The organism is Comamonas sp. GB3 AK4-5, from assembly GCF_041320665.1.
Classification (GTDB): domain Bacteria; phylum Pseudomonadota; class Gammaproteobacteria; order Burkholderiales; family Burkholderiaceae_C; genus Comamonas.
The window spans coordinates 390,551-407,286 of sequence record NZ_CP166730.1; the positions used below are offsets into that span (position 1 = coordinate 390,551).

The window sequence follows — 16,736 nt, forward strand, 5'->3', positions numbered from 1 at the left end:
ACCTTTTCTAGGAGCAAAGATGAACACCATCCACGTTGATGTGGTCAGTGCCGAAGAGTCCATCTTCTCCGGTGAAGCGCGCTTTGTCGCCTTGCCCGGTGAAGCGGGCGAGCTGGGCATTTATCCCCGCCACACACCGCTGATCACCCGCATCAAGCCGGGTTCGGTGCGCATCGAAATGCCGGATGGCAGCGAAGAATTTGTCTTCGTGGCCGGCGGTATTTTGGAAGTGCAACCCAACTGCGTGACCGTGATGTCCGACACCGCCATCCGTGGCAAGGATCTGGACGACGAGAAGGCCCAGAAGGCCAAGCAGGCCGCTGAGGAAGCCCTGAAGAACGCCAAGAGCGAACTGGATCTGGCCAAGGCACAGTCCGAGCTGGCCGTCATGGCAGCCCAGATTGCAGCCCTGCGCAAGTTCCGTCAGAAGCGCTGATCGCTTTCGATTTCTGCGCCTCCAAGAAAGCCACCGCGAGGTGGCTTTTTTTGTGGATGGCATGTGGGTGCATGGTGGGCTGAAGAAGGTGAAAAGACTTTTTCTACAGCGGTCGCAAATCGAGGCTGACGCCACTCTGAGCAAGGGTTTTGGCGGTGGCTATTGAAAAATTCTTTGCAGCCCAGCCTGTGCGCAACTATCTGCACAGCTGTCCACAGGGAGGGCGCACCTGATGCCGTGCGCCATCGGCCGAGATTGCACAGAAAAATCCGCTATTTACGCAGATGCAGAAAGCAGTGGCAGCTCTCTTTTCAGGAGCGCGTGTTACAGATCTTTGAAAATACGCCCCTGCACCACGGGCGCATTGGGCAGGTCGTCTTCCCTCGCGCCGGAGTCACTTCGGGGAAATCCTTGCACCAGCAAGCTGGACAGGCGCTCCAGCACTGCAGCCAAGCCATCGGCATAGGCATTGCGGCGAAAGTCCTGCTGCACGCCCTGCAACACGGCTTGCCATTCGCTGGCCGAGACCCGCCGATGCAAAGCGCGGTCGGCCACGACTTCTATAGCGTGATCGGCCAGCAGCAGGTAGATCAATGCGCCGTTGTTGTCTTCCGTGTCCCAGACGCGCAATTTGCCAAACAGTGACAGTGCGCGCTCGCGTGCCGAGGCATCGCGCCAGATATAGCTCCATGGCAGGCCTGCTTCGATACAGATGCGCAGCTGGCCTGTGTGGTGTTGCTCGCTGGCCGTGATCAGTGCTTCGAGCTGATCCAGGAGCAGGGGCGGAATACGCTGGCTCAAGTAAAGCTCGGCCCAGCGATGGCGAACAAGCCGCCCAATGCGAGAAAAGATACGCTGCATCTCACCAGTCTCCCGAGGCGCCGCCGCCACCAAAGTCGCCACCACCGCCGGAGCTGAAGCTGTCGCTGCTGCTGGAACTCCAGTCGCTGCTACTGGAGCTGCTACTCCAGCGGGAGCTACCGCTGTCACTGCTGCTGGAGTGCCAGCTGCTGGCGCTCTTGTTCCGGCCCTTGCCGCCTTTGCCCTTGCCTTTTCCCTGGGAGCGGCCGCGTGAGCCCGCATAACGTCCTGCATTGCTGCGGTTGGCGTTGCCCAGCAAGACAGACAGCATGGCGACCAGGCCGGTGGCCAAGGCCACGGGCGCACTGCCCGAAGTCAAATAGCCCATTGCGCCCATGCCGCCACCCAGGAGCAGCGACCCCAGGCCTTTGCCGAAAAGGGCGCGGCTCCAGGGAATGCCGAAAGCAAAGCCGATGAAGGAGAAAAAGATGAGCTGGAACCAGTTGGCCCGGGAGCCCTGCGGGCTGGCCGGCTCGGGTGCCGGTAGCTCCTCGCCGTGGATGCGCTGGGAGAGCCGCTCTACGGCGGCTTCCAGTCCTTTGGCGTAATCTCCCGTCCGAAAATGCGGCTTCATGGTGCCATCGATGATGCGGGCGGCCATGATGTCGGGGGTAGCGCCTTCCAGCCGGCGCGCGACTTCGATGCGCATGCGCCGGTCGTTCTTGGCCACCACGATGAGTACGCCGTCGCCCTGGTCTTTGCGCCCTATCTTCCAGCTTTGGGCCACGCGGTTGGCATAGGCCGCAATGTCCTCGGGCGCGGTGCTGGCCAGCATCAAGACCACCACCTGGGCGCCGGTGTCATCCTCCAGGGTCTTGAGCTGGGCTTCCAGGCCGGCGAGCTCCTGCGGGCTCAAGGTTGCAGACAGGTCCATGGCCCTTGCCTGCAGCGGGGGCACGGCTTGCAGGCCGGTCTGGGCGGCTGCCGCTGCACCCAGGCAGAGCAGCACCGAGGCCAGCAAGGCGCGCAGCCAGAGCCAGGGGGTGTACAGCGTGGGCGCGGTCCCTGGCATTACCACCCCCCCGAGGCACCGCCGCCGCCAAAGCGGCCGCCGCCACCGGATTTGAAGCCGCCGCCACCGCCCCGGCCACCTCCTCCGCCACCCCGGCCGCCGGACAGCAGCAGGCCCAGCAGTTTGAAAAAGCCCAGCAAGGTGAACAGCATGGCCACCACGCCGGCGCCAAGGGCAATTTCCCAGCTGCGCTCAAGCACAAAGACGGCAATGCCGGTGCCCGCGCCCATGAGCATGGAGCCCTTGAAGCGACCCAGCAGCTTGCGGGCCAAAGGAGCGCCCAGCAGCCAGGACAGTGCGACGAACATCAGGCCGGAATCCGACTCCGGGGCTTTCTGGGCTGCGCTGGGTGGCGGTAGTTTTTCGCCGCGAATCAGCATCGAGAGCTGTTGTATGGCGGCGCCCAGGCCGCCGGCATAGTCCCCGGCCTGAAAGCGCGGCTGCATGGCACTGTCGATGATGCGCGCGGCCATGATGTCGGGCACAGCGCCCTCCAGAGTGCGGGCGACTTCGAGGCGCATGCGCCGGTCGTTCTTGGCCACTACGATGAGCAGGCCATCGCCCACATCTTTGCGGCCTATCTTCCAGCTTTGGGCCACACGGTTGGCGTAGGCCGCAATGTCTTCGGGCGCGGTGCTGGCCAGCATCAAGACCACCACCTGGGCGCCGGTTTCATCTTCCAGGGTCTTGAGCTGGGCCTCCAGGCCAGCGAGCTCCTGGGCGCTCAGCGTGGCCGACAGGTCCATGGCCCTGGCTTTGAGTGCGGGCACGGGCTGCAGCTGCTGGGCTTGCAGGCTTTGCCATGGCAGCAGCAGTGCTGCAAAAACCAGTGCAGCCCAAGCACGCAGCATCAGCGTCACAGGCATGTTGGCCTTATTTTTTGTCGCTGGAGAAGTCCACCGACGGTGGGCGCGAGATCTCGGCCTCGTTTTGCACGCTGAAGTTGGGCTTGGCCTTGTAGCCAAATACCATGCCCGTCAGATTGCTGGGGAAGCTGCGGGCCAGCACGTTGTAGTTCTGCACGCTCTGGATGTATTGGTTGCGGGCCACGGTGATGCGGTTTTCTGTGCCCTCCAGCGTCACGCGCAGGTCGCGGAAGGCCTGGTTGGCCTGCAACTGGGGGTAGCGCTCGGACACCACCATCAGGCGCGACAGGGCGCTGGAGAGCTCACCCTGGGCCTGCTGGAATTGGTTGAAAGCCTCGGGGTTGTTGATGAGCTCGGGCGTGGCCTGGATGGAGGTGGCTTTGGAGCGGGCCTCTATGACCTTGGTCAGCGTGTCCTGCTCGAAATTGGCCTCTCCCTTGACGGAGGCCACGATGTTGGGCACCAGGTCTGCACGGCGCTGATACTGGTTGAGCACTTCACTCCAGGCGGACTTGGTTTGTTCGTCCAGGCGCTGGAAATCGTTGTATCCACAGCCGCTCAGGCTCAGGGTCAGGGCGAACAGGGCAATCAGACGTTTCATGGGTGTCTCGGATCGTTGCAGGATGGGCAGATTGTGCCGCAGAGCAGGCTGGCGAAGGGGCCGCAGGACTTGTGGCCGTCTTCGCAACACATGGCCGCTCCATGCAGGCAGAGGGGCGAAAATGGAGCAGGGCCACACTATCATTCAGACTGTGTTCATGGTCTTGGGCCGCCGCGCTGCCAGGCCATGGCTTGTGGCGATTGGGCTGGAGTCCAAGCCCGGGCTCCAGAGCCTTCCCAGATGGTTTCGGCATGAAAGATGCTGGCAAGCAGCCGGCGATTGCTGCGGTTGTGACCCCAGCATAGCGGATCATGGCCACAGGCTAGGCACGGACCAGTCCACGCTGGGTGCGCAACTGGCGCAAACCTGAGAGAAAGAAGCGTTCCGCTATGGATGACATCGTGAAGCAGGCCATGTTGAAATGGCCGAATGTGGCGGATTGCTATGGCTGGCTAGGCTTGGACGCACGTGGGCGCTGGTTTCTGCGCGACATCACGACACAGACCTGCGGGATGTTTCCGCACAGCAAGGGCTCGTTGCTGCAGCACGAGAAGCTGCAGGGCTTCATCGGCCGCAATTACGAGGTGGACGCTCGCGGGTGCTGGTTCTTCCAGAACGGGCCGCAGCGCGTGTATGTGGAGTTGGAAGACACCCCTCTGGTCTGGCGGCTGGACCAGGATGGCACGGTGCGTGCCCACACGGGTGTGGTCGCCATGCCTGAGCATTGCCTGGTGGATGAGCGCGGCCATGTGTACCTGGTCGCGGAAGCAGTGCTGGGCCTGGTGCATACCCAGGATGTGATGCGCATGGCGGCAGCCATCGAAAGTGGTCGCTGGACGCCGCAAGCGGTGGCGAGTGCCGAGCTGGAGGCGCAATACCATTTTGTGCGCAGCCCCCAGCAGCTGGAGATGCAGGCCTCTGCGGCCGCGGCCTAATCTAGGGTTTGATAGCGTCCGGCGCTTGCCCAGCCTGCGTAAGCGGCCTGTTTGAGCATAAAAAAGGATCGCCGTGGCGATCCTTTTGGCGCTGGAGTGGCAAGCCTTATTTGGCTTCGCCCTCGGCTGCGGCGGCTGGTGGCTGGGGCTCATCGAACTTGCCACCGGCTGCATTGGCCATGAAGGCCACGCCACGGGAGATTTCGAGGTCGTTGAATTCGCCACCACCTTGGGCGCCCATCAGGCCCTTGCCTTTGAGTGCCGACTGCACCAGGGCCTCGAAGCCCTGACCCAGACGCGGGCCCCAGGCTGCGGCGTCGCCAAACTTGGGCGCGCCAGACATGCCGGTGGCATGGCAGGCCGCGCACTGGCCCTTGTAGACCTCTTCGCCACCGCGCAAAGGACGGTTGGCGTCGCGGATTTCCACGGAGCCGATCTTCTGCAGGCGCTGTGCCTGGGCGCGGTCATTGTTGCCGGCGCCCGGACCGGTCTTGTTGGAGGAGTTCACGAATTGCACCAGGCCGATGATGACGAACACCGGAATGACAAACGAGAACAAGACCGCGATCAACAGTTGCTTGGGATTCTTGACCGGGCCCGTATGGGCTTCTTCGTGGGGAGTGGCGCTCATGAAGACCTCAATAGTTATGGGGGCTTAAAGGTAACGGCGGATTATATCCAGCCCCTTGTTTCAAGCCACTGGGCAACGCCATGGCTTGACGCCACTGGCGCACATGCCATGAGCTGGATCAAGCAATGGCATGCCAGGCCAGAAAACAACAAGGCCCCGGGAGGGGCCAGGGCCTTGTGTGGGGGCAGCAGCAGGGAAGCTGCTGTGTGCTCAGGGGGCCGTGGTGGCTGCCGAGCGCTCAGGAGCGGGTTCGGTCCAACCGCCGCCCAGTGCCTTGTACAGGGCCACCTGGTTTTGCAGCTGGGTCAGGCGCACCTGCACCACCGATTGCTCCAGCGTGAACAGCGAACGCTGTGCATCCAGCAGGTCTAGATAACTGGCCACACCGTTGTCATAGCGCAGCGTGGACAGCTTCAGGCGTGCCGTTTCGGCCGTGAGTTGGGCCTCCTGGGCCTGCAGCTGCTCGACCAGGGTCTGGCGGCTGACCAGTGCATCCGAGACTTCGCGGAAGGCCGTCTGTATGGCTTTCTCGTACTGCGCTGCGGCGATTTGCTTGCCGGCCTTGGCCACATCCAGATTGGCCTGGTTACGGCCGGCCGTGAAGATGGGCAGGTACAGCGAGGGCGCAATGCTGAAGGTCTTGGAGCCCGACTTGAACAGGTCCGACAGCTCGGTGTTGGCGTAGCCCGCGGAAGCTGTCAGCGACACGCTGGGGAAGAACATGGCACGGGCCGCACCAATATTGGCATTGGCCGCGATCATGGTCTGTTCAGCCTGACGGATGTCCGGGCGGCGCAGCAGCAGATCGGAAGGCAGACCGGCAGGCACATCGGCCAGGGCCGGCTGATCTGCGAGCTTTTTGCCTTGCAAGCTGGTGACCAGCTCGGGTGGCAAGGTCTGGCCCACCAGCAGCGTCAGCGCGTTGATGTCCAGATCACGCTGGCGCGTTTGCTGGGCCAAGGTGGCGCGGGCACTTTCGACCAGCGAGCGAGCCTGCTGGTAGTCCAGCTCGGACGCGGTGCCGGCATCGAAACGCAGCTTGGCCAGACGCACGGATTCTTCGCGCGTTTGCAGCGTGCGCTGCGAAATGGCGCGCAGTTCCTCGTCGGCCTGCAGGCCCAGCCAGGAGCTGGCCACACTGGCCACCAGGCTGATCTGCGTGGCCTTGCGGCCCTCTTCGGTGGCCAGGTACTGGGCCAGGGCTTGCTGCTTGAGGCTGCTGATGCGGCCCCAGAAGTCAATCTCCCAGCTGGGCATGGACAGGCCCACCGAATAGGCGTTGGTGTAGCCCGAACCCAGGGTGCTGGGTCCGCGCGATCCGTTGGCGGCGACACCCAGGTCGGGGAACTGGGCGGCGCGCTGGATCTGGTAGAGCGCGCGGGCCTGCTCGATGTTGAGCACAGCCACACGCAGATCGCGGTTGTTGTCCAGGGCTTGCTGGATCACTTGCTGCAGGCGTGCATCCGTGAAGAAGTTCTGCCAGGGCACATCGGCCGCAGCCTGGCCTTGGGCCGCATCCGCCACGGCATAGTGGTCAACCACGGGCGCAGCGGGCTTGTCCAAAGCCGGGATGAAGGAGCAGCCCGAGGCCATCAAGGCGCTGGCCAGCAGGGTGGGAAGCAATCGCTTATGCATGGTGAGAGCCTCCTTGCGTTGTCGAGGGGCTGGTCGAGCCCGGAGGGCTTGTGTCTTGCTCGGACTTTTCGCCAAAGAGCTTGAAGACCGCGATGAAGAAAACAGGGACCAGGAAGACCGACAACGGGGTGCCGATCACCATGCCCCAGAACACGCCGGTGCCAATTTCTTTTTGGCTGGCGGCGCTGGCGCCCGAGGCGATGTACAGCGGCACCACGCCCAAGATGAAGGCCAAAGAGGTCATCAAGATGGGGCGGAAGCGCAGGTGCGCAGCTTCCAGCGCCGCGTCATAGGCACTCATACCCTGGGCATGCAGGTCCTTGGCGAACTCCACAATCAAAATGGCGTTCTTGGCCGACAGACCAATCACCGTGATCAGTGCCACCTGGAAGTAGATGTCGTTGGGCATGTCACGGATGAACATACCTGCCAGCGCACCCAGCACGCCCAGAGGCACCACCAGCATCACCGACAGCGGAATGCTCCAGCTTTCATACAGGGCAGCCAGACACAGGAACACCGCCAGGATGGAGAAGGCGTAGAGGATCATGGCCGAGGAGCCGGACTTCTTTTCGTCCAGCGACTGACCGGTCCACTCATAGCCAAAGCCGTCCGGCAGTTCCGCCGCCAGCTTTTCCATTTCGGCCATGGCCTGGCCACTGGTGTAGCCGGGCTTGGCCTGGCCGGTGATGCTCATCGACGGATAGCCGTTGTAGCGGGTCACCTGCATGGGGCCGCTGATCCACTTGGCCGTGACCATGGTGGACAGCTCGACCAGGCTGCCCGCGGAGTTGGGCACAGTCAGGCGCATCACGTCTTCGGGTTGCATGCGGCGGTTGGCGTCGGCCTGGATGGTCACGCGCTGCATATAGCCCTGGTTGGGGAAGTCGGTGGAGTTGGCAGAGCCCAGGGCCGTGGCCAGGGTCGATGCCAGATCGCCCATGTTGACATTCTGCGCATAGACAGCGTCGCGGTCGATTTTGACTTCCCACTGCGGGGCGTCATCCACACCATCAAAGCGCACACCCGCCAGGATGGGGCTCTGGTTGGCCTTGGCAATCATCTGGTTGCGCGCTTGCAGCAAGGCTGCATGGCCCTTGGCGCCACGGTCTTGCAGGCGGAAGGTGAATCCATCGCTGGTGCCCAGTTCCGGAATGGAAGGCGGCACCAGGGTGTAGATAAAACCATCACGCAAGGCCATCATGGCGCCCATGGTGCGGCCGGCAAACGACTCCGCGTCCGATCCCTTGGCGCTGCGCTGCGACCAGTCCTTGAGGGTGGTGAAAGCCAGGCCCACGTTTTGTCCCTGGCCCGCAAAGCTGAAGCCCAGAATGGTCACGATGTGGTCGGTTTCAGGCTGGCTCAGCACAAAGTTTTCCAGCTGTGCCATGGTGTCGGTGGTGCGGTCCAGCGAAGCGCCAGGAGGCAGCTGGGCCAGCGAGATCACATAGCCCTGGTCTTCGGTCGGCAGAAAGCCGCTGGGCAGCTTCATGAACATGAAGACCACGCCGGCAATCACCAGCAGATAGACAACCACGGCCTGTGCCGAACGCTTGACGACGCCGCCCAAAGCGTTTTGGTAGTGCTTGGAGCCCGCATCGAACTTGCGGTTGAACCAGTTGTAGAAGGGGCCCAGGGGGCCGGTCTTCTTGTCATGCGCATGGCCCTTGGGAATGGGCTTGAGCATGGTGGCGCACAGCGCAGGCGTCAGCGTCAGCGCGAAGAAACCCGAGAAGAAGATGGAGATCGCCATCACCAGCGAGAACTGGCGATAGATATTGCCGGTGGCGCCGCTGAACATGGCCAGCGGCACGAACACGGTCACCAGAATCACGGTGATACCGACCACGGCGCCCTGGATCTGGCCCATGGCCTTGATCGTGGCTTCCTTGGGTGGAATCCCTTCCTCGGCCATGATGCGCTCGACGTTCTCCACCACCACGATGGCGTCGTCCACCACGATACCGATCACCAGCACCATGGCAAACATGGCCAGAATGTTGATGGTCAGGCCCACGGCCAGCATGGCGGCAAAAGTGCCCAGCAGCGCGATGGGGACCACGACGGTGGGGATCAGCGTGTAGCGGATGTTCTGCAGGAAGATCAGCATCACGATGAACACCAGCACAATGGCTTCCAGCAGCGTGTGCACCACCTTTTCAATCGAGATCTTCACGAACTTCGATGTGTCATAGGGGGCAGACCACTTCACGCCGGTAGGCAGGAAGGGTTCCAGCGCATCCATCTTGTCGTAGACCAGCTTGGCCGTGGCCATGGCATTGGCGGTGGAGGTCAGCTGCACGGCCAAGGCCACGGCAGGTTTGCCGTCCAGGCGGGAGTTGAAGGCGTAGGTTTCCGTGCCCAGTTCCACGCGTGCCACGTCCTTGACGCGAACGGTCGAGCCGTCGGTATTGGAGCGCAGCACCACGTTGCCGAATTGCTCCGGTGTCGTCAGCTGACCAGGCACCACGATGGTGGCGCTCATGGTGGTGCCGGGGACGTTGGGCGTGTCACCCAGTGCACCGCCGGAGATCTGCTGGTTCTGCGCGGCAATGGCTGCGTTCACCGAGCTGATGGGCAGTCCATAGCCTTGGAGCTTGATGGGGTCAATCCAGACACGCATGGCGCGGCCGGCTGCAAACAGCTGGGCCTTGCCCACGCCTTCCAGACGCTGGACTTCTGGCAGCACGTTGCGGTTGACGTAGTCGGCAATGTCGTCGCGTGAGGTTTCGCCAGATTCGGCCTGGAAGGCCAGAATCATCAGGAAGTTGCTCATGGCCTTGTCCACGCGCACGCCCAGGGCTTGCACCACGGTGGGCAAGCGGGGCAGGGCGCGGGAAAGACGGTTTTGCACGTCCACCTGGGCCAGGTCGGGGTTGGTGCTGGGGTCGAACGTCAGGGTGAGCGTGCCTTGTCCCCCGGCGGGGGCCTTGCTCTCCATGTACATCAGGCCGGTGGCACCATTCATTTCCCGCTCGATGAGCTGGAGTACCGAGTCCGTCATGGCCTCGGAGGTGGCTCCGGGGTAGGTGGCCGTCACCGTGATGGTGGGCGGCGCCACCGACGGAAACTGCGCCACGGGCAGCTGGGTGATGGAGACAACGCCCGCCAGCACCACAAAGATGGCAATCACCCACGCAAAAATGGGGCGGTGAATAAAAAACTTCGACATGGAAGTGCGCTCCGTTTATTGGGCGGCGGAAGGCTTGCTGTCAGCCGCCGCTTCTTGCTTGCTCGCGGGGGCGGCTTTCGCAGCCGGCGCGCCAGCGGGCTTGGCATTGGCTTGCCATGGCACGGGGGTGACCTTCTTGGCACCCATGCCCACCTTGATCAGGCCGTCGACCATGACTTTTTCGCCGCTTTTCAGTCCGCTGGTGACAATCCAGCTGTTGCCTTGCGAGCCATTGATCTGCACCGGGCGCGGAGCCACGGTGCCGTCGTCTGCCACCACCATCACGAAATTGCCTTTCTCGTTGCGGGTGACGGCCTGTTGAGGAATGGCGACGGCGTTGTCGATCAGAGCTTGCTCCAGACGGACACGCACATACATGCCGGGCAGCAAAAAGCCGTCGGGGTTAGGCAGCTCGGCGCGCACGCTGACCTGGCCAGTGGTTTCATCCACGGTCAGGTCGGTGAACAGCATGCGGCCGGTGTGCGCATATTCCCTGCCGTCATCGGTGTAGATGTGCACCTTGGCGGCATTGCTGCCGTCGCGCGTCAGCTTGCCGCTGGCCAGCGACTCCTTGAGGCGAAGAATCTCGGCCGAGGATTGGGTCAGGTTGACGTACAGCGGATGGATCTGCTGGATCGTGGCCAGTTGGGTGACATCGCCTTGACCCACCAGAGCACCTTCGGTGACCAGGGCGCGGCCAATGCGGCCGGCGATGGGGGCGGTGACGGCGGCATAGCCCAGGTTGACGTTGGCTGTGGTGACGCCAGCTTTGGCTGCCGCGACCTGTGCCTGGCCTGCTTTTTCATTGGCAATGGCGGTGTCGTAGTCCTGCTTGCTGATGGCATTGGCCTCTACTAGCGGCTTGTAGCGGCGGGCCGTAGCGGCTGCTTGCATCAGGTTTGCCTCGGCCTGGGCCAACGAAGCCTGCGCACTTTGCAGGCTGGCCTTGTAGGGGGTGTCATCAATTTGGAACAGCAGCTGTCCAGTTTTGACGTCCGAGCCTTCTTTGAACAGGCGCTTTTGCACGATGCCGGCTGCGCGAGCGCGCACCTGTGCCGTGCGGAAAGCTTCCAGGCGGCCAGGCAGGTCCGCAGTCAGAGGCACGCTGCCAAGTTGCACTGTGACAACGCCGACTTCCGGGGGCTGGGCCTGTGCGGCGGCTTGAGATGGCTGCGCGGCATTTTGCTTGTCACCGCATGCGGTCAGCGCCAGTGCGGAGACCAAGGCGACCCCCAGCGCGATGGCGCGCATGGTGTGGGGCGAAGTGACAGAGTGAACAGGAGCCGCTGGGGTTGCTTCATACACGGGCTGCATGAAAGTCCTTCCGGTAGTGAGTTGGATGCGTAAAAGGCACAGAGCCATTGCGCTGCGCCAAAGCGTAAGAGATGTCTTCAGAATATTGCGGATCATTATACATACATGCATGAATGTATAATGACAGAGAAAATGGTGGGGATGTCGGCTCGGAGTCGGGCGAGAGCGTCGCGAGGAGCGCGAGAGAAGGAGTGCGTCATGGTGCGTCGAACGAAGGAAGATGCTTGCGCGACCCGCGCAGGTCTTCTGGATGCCGCGGAACAGGTGTTTTATGAGCAGGGCGTGGCGCGTGCGTCTTTGAGTGAGATTGCGCAGAGGGCAGGGGCTACGCGTGGTGCAGTGTATTGGCACTTCAAGGATAAGTTGGACCTGTTTTTTGCCATGTTGGAGAGGGTGGCATTGCCGCTGGAGCGTGAGGCGTATAGCGATGAGTCCGCGGGCATATCCATGACGGGGGTGGCGCGGGTTCGGCATGTGATGGCTCTGGTCTTTGCTCAACTGGAGCGCGATGCGCAGACTCGGCGTGTCTTTGAGATCTTGTTGAACAAGGTGGAGTACGTGGGTGAGCTGCTTTCCGTGCAAGAGCGCAGTCTGGAAGCGAGGGCCGCATTTGAGGCCAAGCTGGTGACTTATATCGCCGCAGCCCAGCAGGAGCAGTCCGTGCTGCTGCAGGTTCCGGTGGAAGAGGCTGCGCTGGCATTGCGGTGCCTGTTTGATGGGTTGATCAAGAGCTGGCTGATGTCGCACTCCAGGTTCGATCTCTCCGGTGCTGGCATGCGGGCTGTAGATGCTTATCTGCATGGCATCGGACTGCGTACGCAATAGGCATCTGGTTTGGCAGGGCTGCGCTGTGGGTCAAAGTCGTGCGACAATGCGCGGCTCACAAGGCATGTGGATTGTGTCTTGAGCGGCTGTAGCTCAGTGGATAGAGTATTGGCCTCCGAAGCCAAGGGTCGTGGGTTCGATCCCCGCCAGCCGCGCCAGCGTTCTTGCTGAGTCAGCAAGAAATACGGAAAAAGCAGCGTTTTCTTTTTTGTCGGAAAAACGGTGCTACAATTCGAGTCTCTTCGGAGGGGTGGCCGAGTGGTTAAAGGCAGCAGACTGTAAATCTGCCCGCTAACGCGTACACAGGTTCGAATCCTGTCCCCTCCACCAGCAATGGTTGCAAGAGATGCGTCACTTTGTGATGCGCGCAAACGCAAGGTTTGCGGGAGTAGTTCAATGGTAGAACCCTAGCCTTCCAAGCTAATGACGCGGGTTCGATTCCCGTCTCCCGCTCCAATTGTTTGAATTTCAGTGTCTGCGCATAAGTGCAGGCATTTGCCCATGTGGCTCAGTGGTAGAGCACTCCCTTGGTAAGGGAGAGGTCGGCAGTTCGATCCTGCCCATGGGCACCATCTTTCTGGTGCTTCTTTTGGATGGTGGCGCCCAGAGCAAGTTAGGCATTTGGTTTTTTTCGGAGTCGAAAAAATGGCAAAAGAAAAGTTCGAGCGCACCAAGCCCCACGTGAACGTGGGCACCATCGGTCACGTGGACCACGGTAAGACCACCCTGACGGCTGCTATCGCTACCGTTCTGTCCAAGGCCTTCGGCGGCGAAGCCAAGGGTTACGACCAGATCGATAACGCGCCCGAAGAAAAGGCTCGCGGCATCACCATCAACACCTCGCACGTTGAGTACGAAACGGCCAGCCGTCACTACGCTCACGTGGACTGCCCCGGTCACGCTGACTATGTGAAGAACATGATCACCGGCGCTGCTCAAATGGACGGCGCTATCTTGGTGTGCTCGGCCGCTGACGGCCCCATGCCCCAGACTCGCGAGCACATCCTGCTGGCTCGTCAGGTGGGTGTGCCCTACATCATCGTGTTCCTGAACAAGTGCGACATGGTGGACGACGAAGAGCTGCTGGAGCTGGTCGAAATGGAAGTGCGCGAGCTGCTGGCCAAGTACGACTTCCCTGGTGACGACACCCCCATCGTGCGTGGTTCGGCCAAGCTGGCCCTGGAAGGTGACCAGTCCGACAAGGGCGAGCCCGCCATCCTGAAGCTGGCTGAAGCTCTGGACACCTACATCCCGACGCCCGAGCGCGCTGTGGACGGTGCTTTCCTGATGCCCGTGGAAGACGTGTTCTCCATCTCGGGTCGCGGCACCGTGGTGACCGGTCGCATTGAGCGCGGTATTGTCAAGGTCGGCGAAGAAATCGAAATCGTCGGTATCAAGGACACCGTCAAGACCACCGTGACCGGCGTGGAAATGTTCCGCAAGCTGCTGGACCAAGGTCAAGCTGGCGACAACGTGGGTCTGCTGCTGCGCGGCACCAAGCGTGAGGATGTGGAACGCGGCCAAGTGCTGTGCAAGCCCAACTCCATCAAGCCCCACACCCACTTCACCGCTGAGGTGTATGTGCTGTCGAAGGACGAAGGCGGTCGCCACACTCCTTTCTTCAACAACTACCGTCCTCAGTTCTATTTCCGTACCACCGACGTGACCGGCTCCATCGAGCTGCCCGCCGACAAGGAAATGGTGATGCCTGGTGACAACGTGTCGATCACTGTGAAGCTGATCGCCCCCATCGCCATGGAAGAAGGTCTGCGCTTCGCTATCCGCGAAGGTGGCCGCACCGTGGGCGCTGGCGTGGTTGCCAAGATCATCGCGTAAAATTTATCGGGTTTAGGGGTATAGCTCAATTGGCAGAGCGTCGGTCTCCAAAACCGAAGGTTGTAGGTTCGATTCCTACTGCCCCTGCCACCTCCAGGTGGTAAAGATAAGCCCGCCAGAATCTGGCGGGCTTCAGTGTCTTGTGCTCAGCCATTGTGCTGCGCGGAAAAAAGATTAGGTATGGCCACATCGCAAATTGAAACAGTCAGTTCTGGTGCTAGCAAAGCTAAGCTGGCTGCAGTGCTGGCTCTGGTAATTGCATCCATTGCCGGGTTTTATTTCCTGAGCAAGCAAGGGCCTGTTGCCCAGTGGGGTGTATTGCTGGTGGGGTTGGTTGCGGCTGCGGCCGTCTTTTTAGTGTCTGAGCCGGGTAAGCAGTTCGTTGGTTTTGCCAAGGATTCCTGGAAAGAAGTCAAAAAGGTCGTCTGGCCCACCCGCAAAGAGACCATGCAGATGACGCTTTATGTGTTCGCCTTCGTGGTGATCATGGCGTTGTTTCTGTGGCTGACTGACAAGACCGTGGAATGGGTGTTGTATGACCTCATTCTGGGCTGGAGGAAATAATGACTGATGCGATGGACGCCGGTGCGTTGGGTGCTCAAGAGGCACCTGCTTCTGCAGTGAATCCAGATTTGCGCTGGTATATCGTGCACGCCTATTCCGGCATGGAAAAGGCCGTGGAGCGCAATATCACCGAGCGCATCCAGCGCTCCGGTATGCAGGAAAAATTTGGCCGGATTCTGGTTCCCACCGAAGAAGTGGTGGAAATGAAGAACGGCCAGCGCAAGACCACGGAGCGTCGCCTGTTCCCGGGCTATGTGTTCGTTGAGATGGTCATGGACGATGACACCTGGCACTTGGTGAAGCACACCAGCAAGGTGACGGGTTTTGTGGGCGGAGCCAAAAACCGCCCTGCACCAATCTCGGAAGAGGAAGTGCAGAAGATCGTCAGCCAGATGCAAGAGGGCTCCGACAAGCCTCGCCACAAGGTGGAGTTCATGGTGGGCGAGCTGGTGCGTGTCAAAGAAGGTCCGTTCACCGACTTCAATGGCTCGGTCGAAGAAGTCAATTACGAGAAGAGCCGCTTGCGCGTCTCGGTGGCCATTTTTGGTCGCTCGACGCCAGTGGAGCTGGAATTCGCTCAGGTCGAAAAGACGTAAGTCTTTTGGTAAGAACCTGGTGAGTGTTTGCACGTTTTTTTGGACTCGCGTGTCGAAATAAGAGTCCTTCATCACGGGGAGCTATGCATTGCATAGCGCTATACCCGTAAGGAGCAAAAAATGGCGAAGAAAATCGTCGGCTTCATCAAGCTGCAAGTGCCAGCTGGTAAAGCCAATCCCTCCCCACCCATCGGTCCTGCGCTGGGTCAGCGCGGCCTCAACATCATGGAATTCTGCAAGGCGTTCAACGCCCAGACCCAAGGTGTCGAGCCCGGCCTGCCTCTGCCAGTGGTGATCACGGCTTTTGCTGACAAGAGCTTCACCTTCATCATCAAGACCCCTCCCGCTACCGTGCTGATCAAAAAGGCCGTGAAGCTGGACAAGGGTTCTTCTAATCCCCTGAAGAACAAGGTCGGCAAGATCACCCGCGCTCAGCTGGAAGAAATCGCCAAGACCAAGTTGAAGGACATGAACGCCGCTGACGTCGACGCCGCAGTGCGTACGCTGGCTGGTTCTGCCCGTTCGATGGGCGTGATCGTGGAGGGTGTGTAAATGGCCAAGTTGACCAAGAAGCAAAAAGCTCTCCAGGGCAAGGTGGATTCCAACAAGCTGTACGCTTTCGCTGACGCCGTGGTGCTGGTGAAGGACGCTGCAACTGCCAAGTTCGATGAGTCCATCGACGTGGCTGTGCAGCTGGGCGTGGATGCCAAGAAGTCGGACCAAGTGGTGCGTGGCGCTGTGGTGCTGCCTCACGGTACTGGCAAGACCACCCGCGTGGCGGTGTTCGCACAAGGTGCCAAGGCTGAAGAAGCCAAGGCTGCTGGTGCCGACATCGTGGGTATGGACGACCTAGCTGCACAAGTCAAGGCCGGTGACATGCCTTTCGACGTGGTGATCGCTGCTCCCGACGCTATGCGCGTGGTGGGTCAGCTGGGTCAGATCCTGGGCCCGCGTGGCCTGATGCCTAACCCCAAGGTTGGCACGGTGACTCCCGATGTGGCTACGGCAGTGAAGAACGCCAAGGCTGGTCAGGTGCAGTTCCGCGTCGACAAGGCCGGTATCATCCACTCGACCATCGGCCGCCGCTCGTTCGACAACGAGAAGCTGCAAGGCAACCTGGCTGCCCTGATCGACGCGCTGAACAAGGCCAAGCCTGCTTCCAGCAAGGGTCTGTACCTGCGCAAGGTGGCGGTTTCCTCCACGATGGGTGTGGGTGTTCGTGTCGAACCCCAATCCATCTCGGCGTAATTCGCTAAAATCTTTGGTTCGCCGTAAAAGGTGAACCGATGTGGTGGGCTGCATGCCTTGGTAACAAGGCATGCAGGTCATCCAAGACCGCTGGTGTGGCTTGCCGATTGGCTTCCAAGAGGCTTGCCACTTAATGCAAACCAGCGCAGATGGCGATCCCGCTGCAGATGGATGAATGTCCCTCTAACAGTTGGTCGCTGCAAC

The 16,736-nt window shown here is 61.0% G+C and carries 16 protein-coding genes and 5 tRNA genes; 13 read left to right on the forward strand and 8 right to left on the reverse strand.

Annotation, left to right across the window (positions count from 1 at the left end):
• The first annotated feature begins 19 nt into the window (after window positions 1–19).
• Window positions 20–436, forward strand: a complete 417-nt coding sequence (locus ACA027_RS01760; protein ID WP_370680701.1) for a F0F1 ATP synthase subunit epsilon — start codon at window positions 20–22, stop codon at window positions 434–436.
• A 324-nt stretch (window positions 437–760) separates the two neighbouring features.
• Here ACA027_RS01760 and ACA027_RS01765 read toward each other — a convergent pair whose 3' ends face one another.
• The 4 genes from ACA027_RS01765 to ACA027_RS01780 are packed head-to-tail and all read right to left on the reverse strand — an operon-like array spanning window position 761 to window position 3,776.
• Window positions 761–1,297 carry a TPM domain-containing protein gene (locus ACA027_RS01765; RefSeq protein WP_370680702.1) on the reverse strand — a complete coding sequence of 179 codons (537 nt, stop codon included), beginning with the start codon at window positions 1,295–1,297 and terminating at the stop codon, window positions 761–763.
• 1 nt (window position 1,298) lies between these two features.
• Complete coding sequence (locus tag ACA027_RS01770) at window positions 1,299–2,309, reverse strand: YgcG family protein (RefSeq protein ID WP_370680703.1); 1,011 nt, start codon at window positions 2,307–2,309, stop codon at window positions 1,299–1,301.
• Window positions 2,309–3,175 (reverse strand): YgcG family protein, encoded by an 867-nt coding sequence (locus ACA027_RS01775; RefSeq protein WP_370680704.1) that lies wholly within the window; start codon window positions 3,173–3,175, stop codon window positions 2,309–2,311. Before ACA027_RS01775 ends, ACA027_RS01770 begins: the two co-directional genes overlap by 1 nt.
• A gap of 7 nt (window positions 3,176–3,182) precedes the next feature.
• Entirely contained in the window at window positions 3,183–3,776 is a 594-nt protein-coding gene (locus ACA027_RS01780) for a LemA family protein (RefSeq protein WP_370680706.1), read from the reverse strand.
• A gap of 389 nt (window positions 3,777–4,165) precedes the next feature.
• Here ACA027_RS01780 and ACA027_RS01785 point away from each other — a divergent pair, with 389 nt between their 5' ends.
• On the forward strand, window positions 4,166–4,711 hold the full coding sequence (locus ACA027_RS01785) for a DUF2946 family protein (protein ID WP_370680707.1): 546 nt from the start codon (window positions 4,166–4,168) through the stop codon (window positions 4,709–4,711).
• Between the two features lie 106 nt (window positions 4,712–4,817).
• On the opposite strand, the gene ACA027_RS01790 is transcribed toward ACA027_RS01785, so the two are convergent.
• The 4 genes from ACA027_RS01790 to ACA027_RS01805 form a co-directional block, all read right to left on the reverse strand.
• Window positions 4,818–5,342, reverse strand: a complete 525-nt coding sequence (locus ACA027_RS01790; RefSeq protein WP_370680708.1) for a cytochrome c5 family protein — start codon at window positions 5,340–5,342, stop codon at window positions 4,818–4,820.
• 210 nt (window positions 5,343–5,552) lie between these two features.
• On the reverse strand, window positions 5,553–6,977 hold the full coding sequence (locus ACA027_RS01795) for an efflux transporter outer membrane subunit (RefSeq protein ID WP_370680709.1): 1,425 nt from the start codon (window positions 6,975–6,977) through the stop codon (window positions 5,553–5,555).
• Window positions 6,970–10,149, reverse strand: coding sequence for an efflux RND transporter permease subunit (locus ACA027_RS01800; protein WP_370680710.1), 3,180 nt, complete (start codon window positions 10,147–10,149; stop codon window positions 6,970–6,972). The genes ACA027_RS01795 and ACA027_RS01800 overlap by 8 nt, the downstream gene beginning before the upstream one ends.
• Before the next feature lie 15 nt (window positions 10,150–10,164).
• On the reverse strand, window positions 10,165–11,463 hold the full coding sequence (locus tag ACA027_RS01805) for an efflux RND transporter periplasmic adaptor subunit (RefSeq protein ID WP_370680711.1): 1,299 nt from the start codon (window positions 11,461–11,463) through the stop codon (window positions 10,165–10,167).
• Between the two features lie 198 nt (window positions 11,464–11,661).
• Between ACA027_RS01805 and ACA027_RS01810 the strand changes: the two genes are divergently transcribed.
• The 11 genes from ACA027_RS01810 (at window position 11,662) to rplA (ending at window position 16,532) form a co-directional block, all read left to right on the forward strand.
• Window positions 11,662–12,288, forward strand: coding sequence for a TetR family transcriptional regulator (locus ACA027_RS01810; RefSeq protein ID WP_370680712.1), 627 nt, complete (start codon window positions 11,662–11,664; stop codon window positions 12,286–12,288).
• Between the two features lie 82 nt (window positions 12,289–12,370).
• Window positions 12,371–12,446: transfer RNA gene (locus ACA027_RS01815), tRNA-Arg, on the forward strand.
• Between the two features lie 86 nt (window positions 12,447–12,532).
• A tRNA-Tyr gene (locus ACA027_RS01820) sits at window positions 12,533–12,618 on the forward strand.
• 52 nt (window positions 12,619–12,670) lie between these two features.
• Window positions 12,671–12,744: transfer RNA gene (locus tag ACA027_RS01825), tRNA-Gly, on the forward strand.
• Between the two features lie 41 nt (window positions 12,745–12,785).
• Window positions 12,786–12,860 (forward strand) — tRNA-Thr (locus ACA027_RS01830).
• Window positions 12,861–12,933: 73 nt separating this feature from the next.
• Window positions 12,934–14,124: an elongation factor Tu gene (gene tuf / locus ACA027_RS01835; RefSeq protein WP_370680674.1), complete on the forward strand. Its 1,191-nt coding sequence runs from the start codon at window positions 12,934–12,936 to the stop codon at window positions 14,122–14,124.
• 14 nt (window positions 14,125–14,138) lie between these two features.
• Window positions 14,139–14,214: transfer RNA gene (locus ACA027_RS01840), tRNA-Trp, on the forward strand.
• Between the two features lie 90 nt (window positions 14,215–14,304).
• A complete protein-coding gene (gene secE / locus ACA027_RS01845) occupies window positions 14,305–14,688 on the forward strand; it encodes a preprotein translocase subunit SecE (protein WP_370680713.1) in 384 nt (127 codons plus the stop codon).
• Window positions 14,688–15,284 carry a transcription termination/antitermination protein NusG gene (gene nusG, locus ACA027_RS01850; protein WP_370680714.1) on the forward strand — a complete coding sequence of 199 codons (597 nt, stop codon included), beginning with the start codon at window positions 14,688–14,690 and terminating at the stop codon, window positions 15,282–15,284. Before secE ends, nusG begins: the two co-directional genes overlap by 1 nt.
• A gap of 120 nt (window positions 15,285–15,404) precedes the next feature.
• On the forward strand, window positions 15,405–15,836 hold the full coding sequence (rplK, locus tag ACA027_RS01855) for a 50S ribosomal protein L11 (RefSeq protein ID WP_034359623.1): 432 nt from the start codon (window positions 15,405–15,407) through the stop codon (window positions 15,834–15,836).
• Complete coding sequence (rplA, locus tag ACA027_RS01860) at window positions 15,837–16,532, forward strand: 50S ribosomal protein L1 (protein ID WP_370680715.1); 696 nt, start codon at window positions 15,837–15,839, stop codon at window positions 16,530–16,532.
• Window positions 16,533–16,736: the final 204 nt, after the last annotated feature.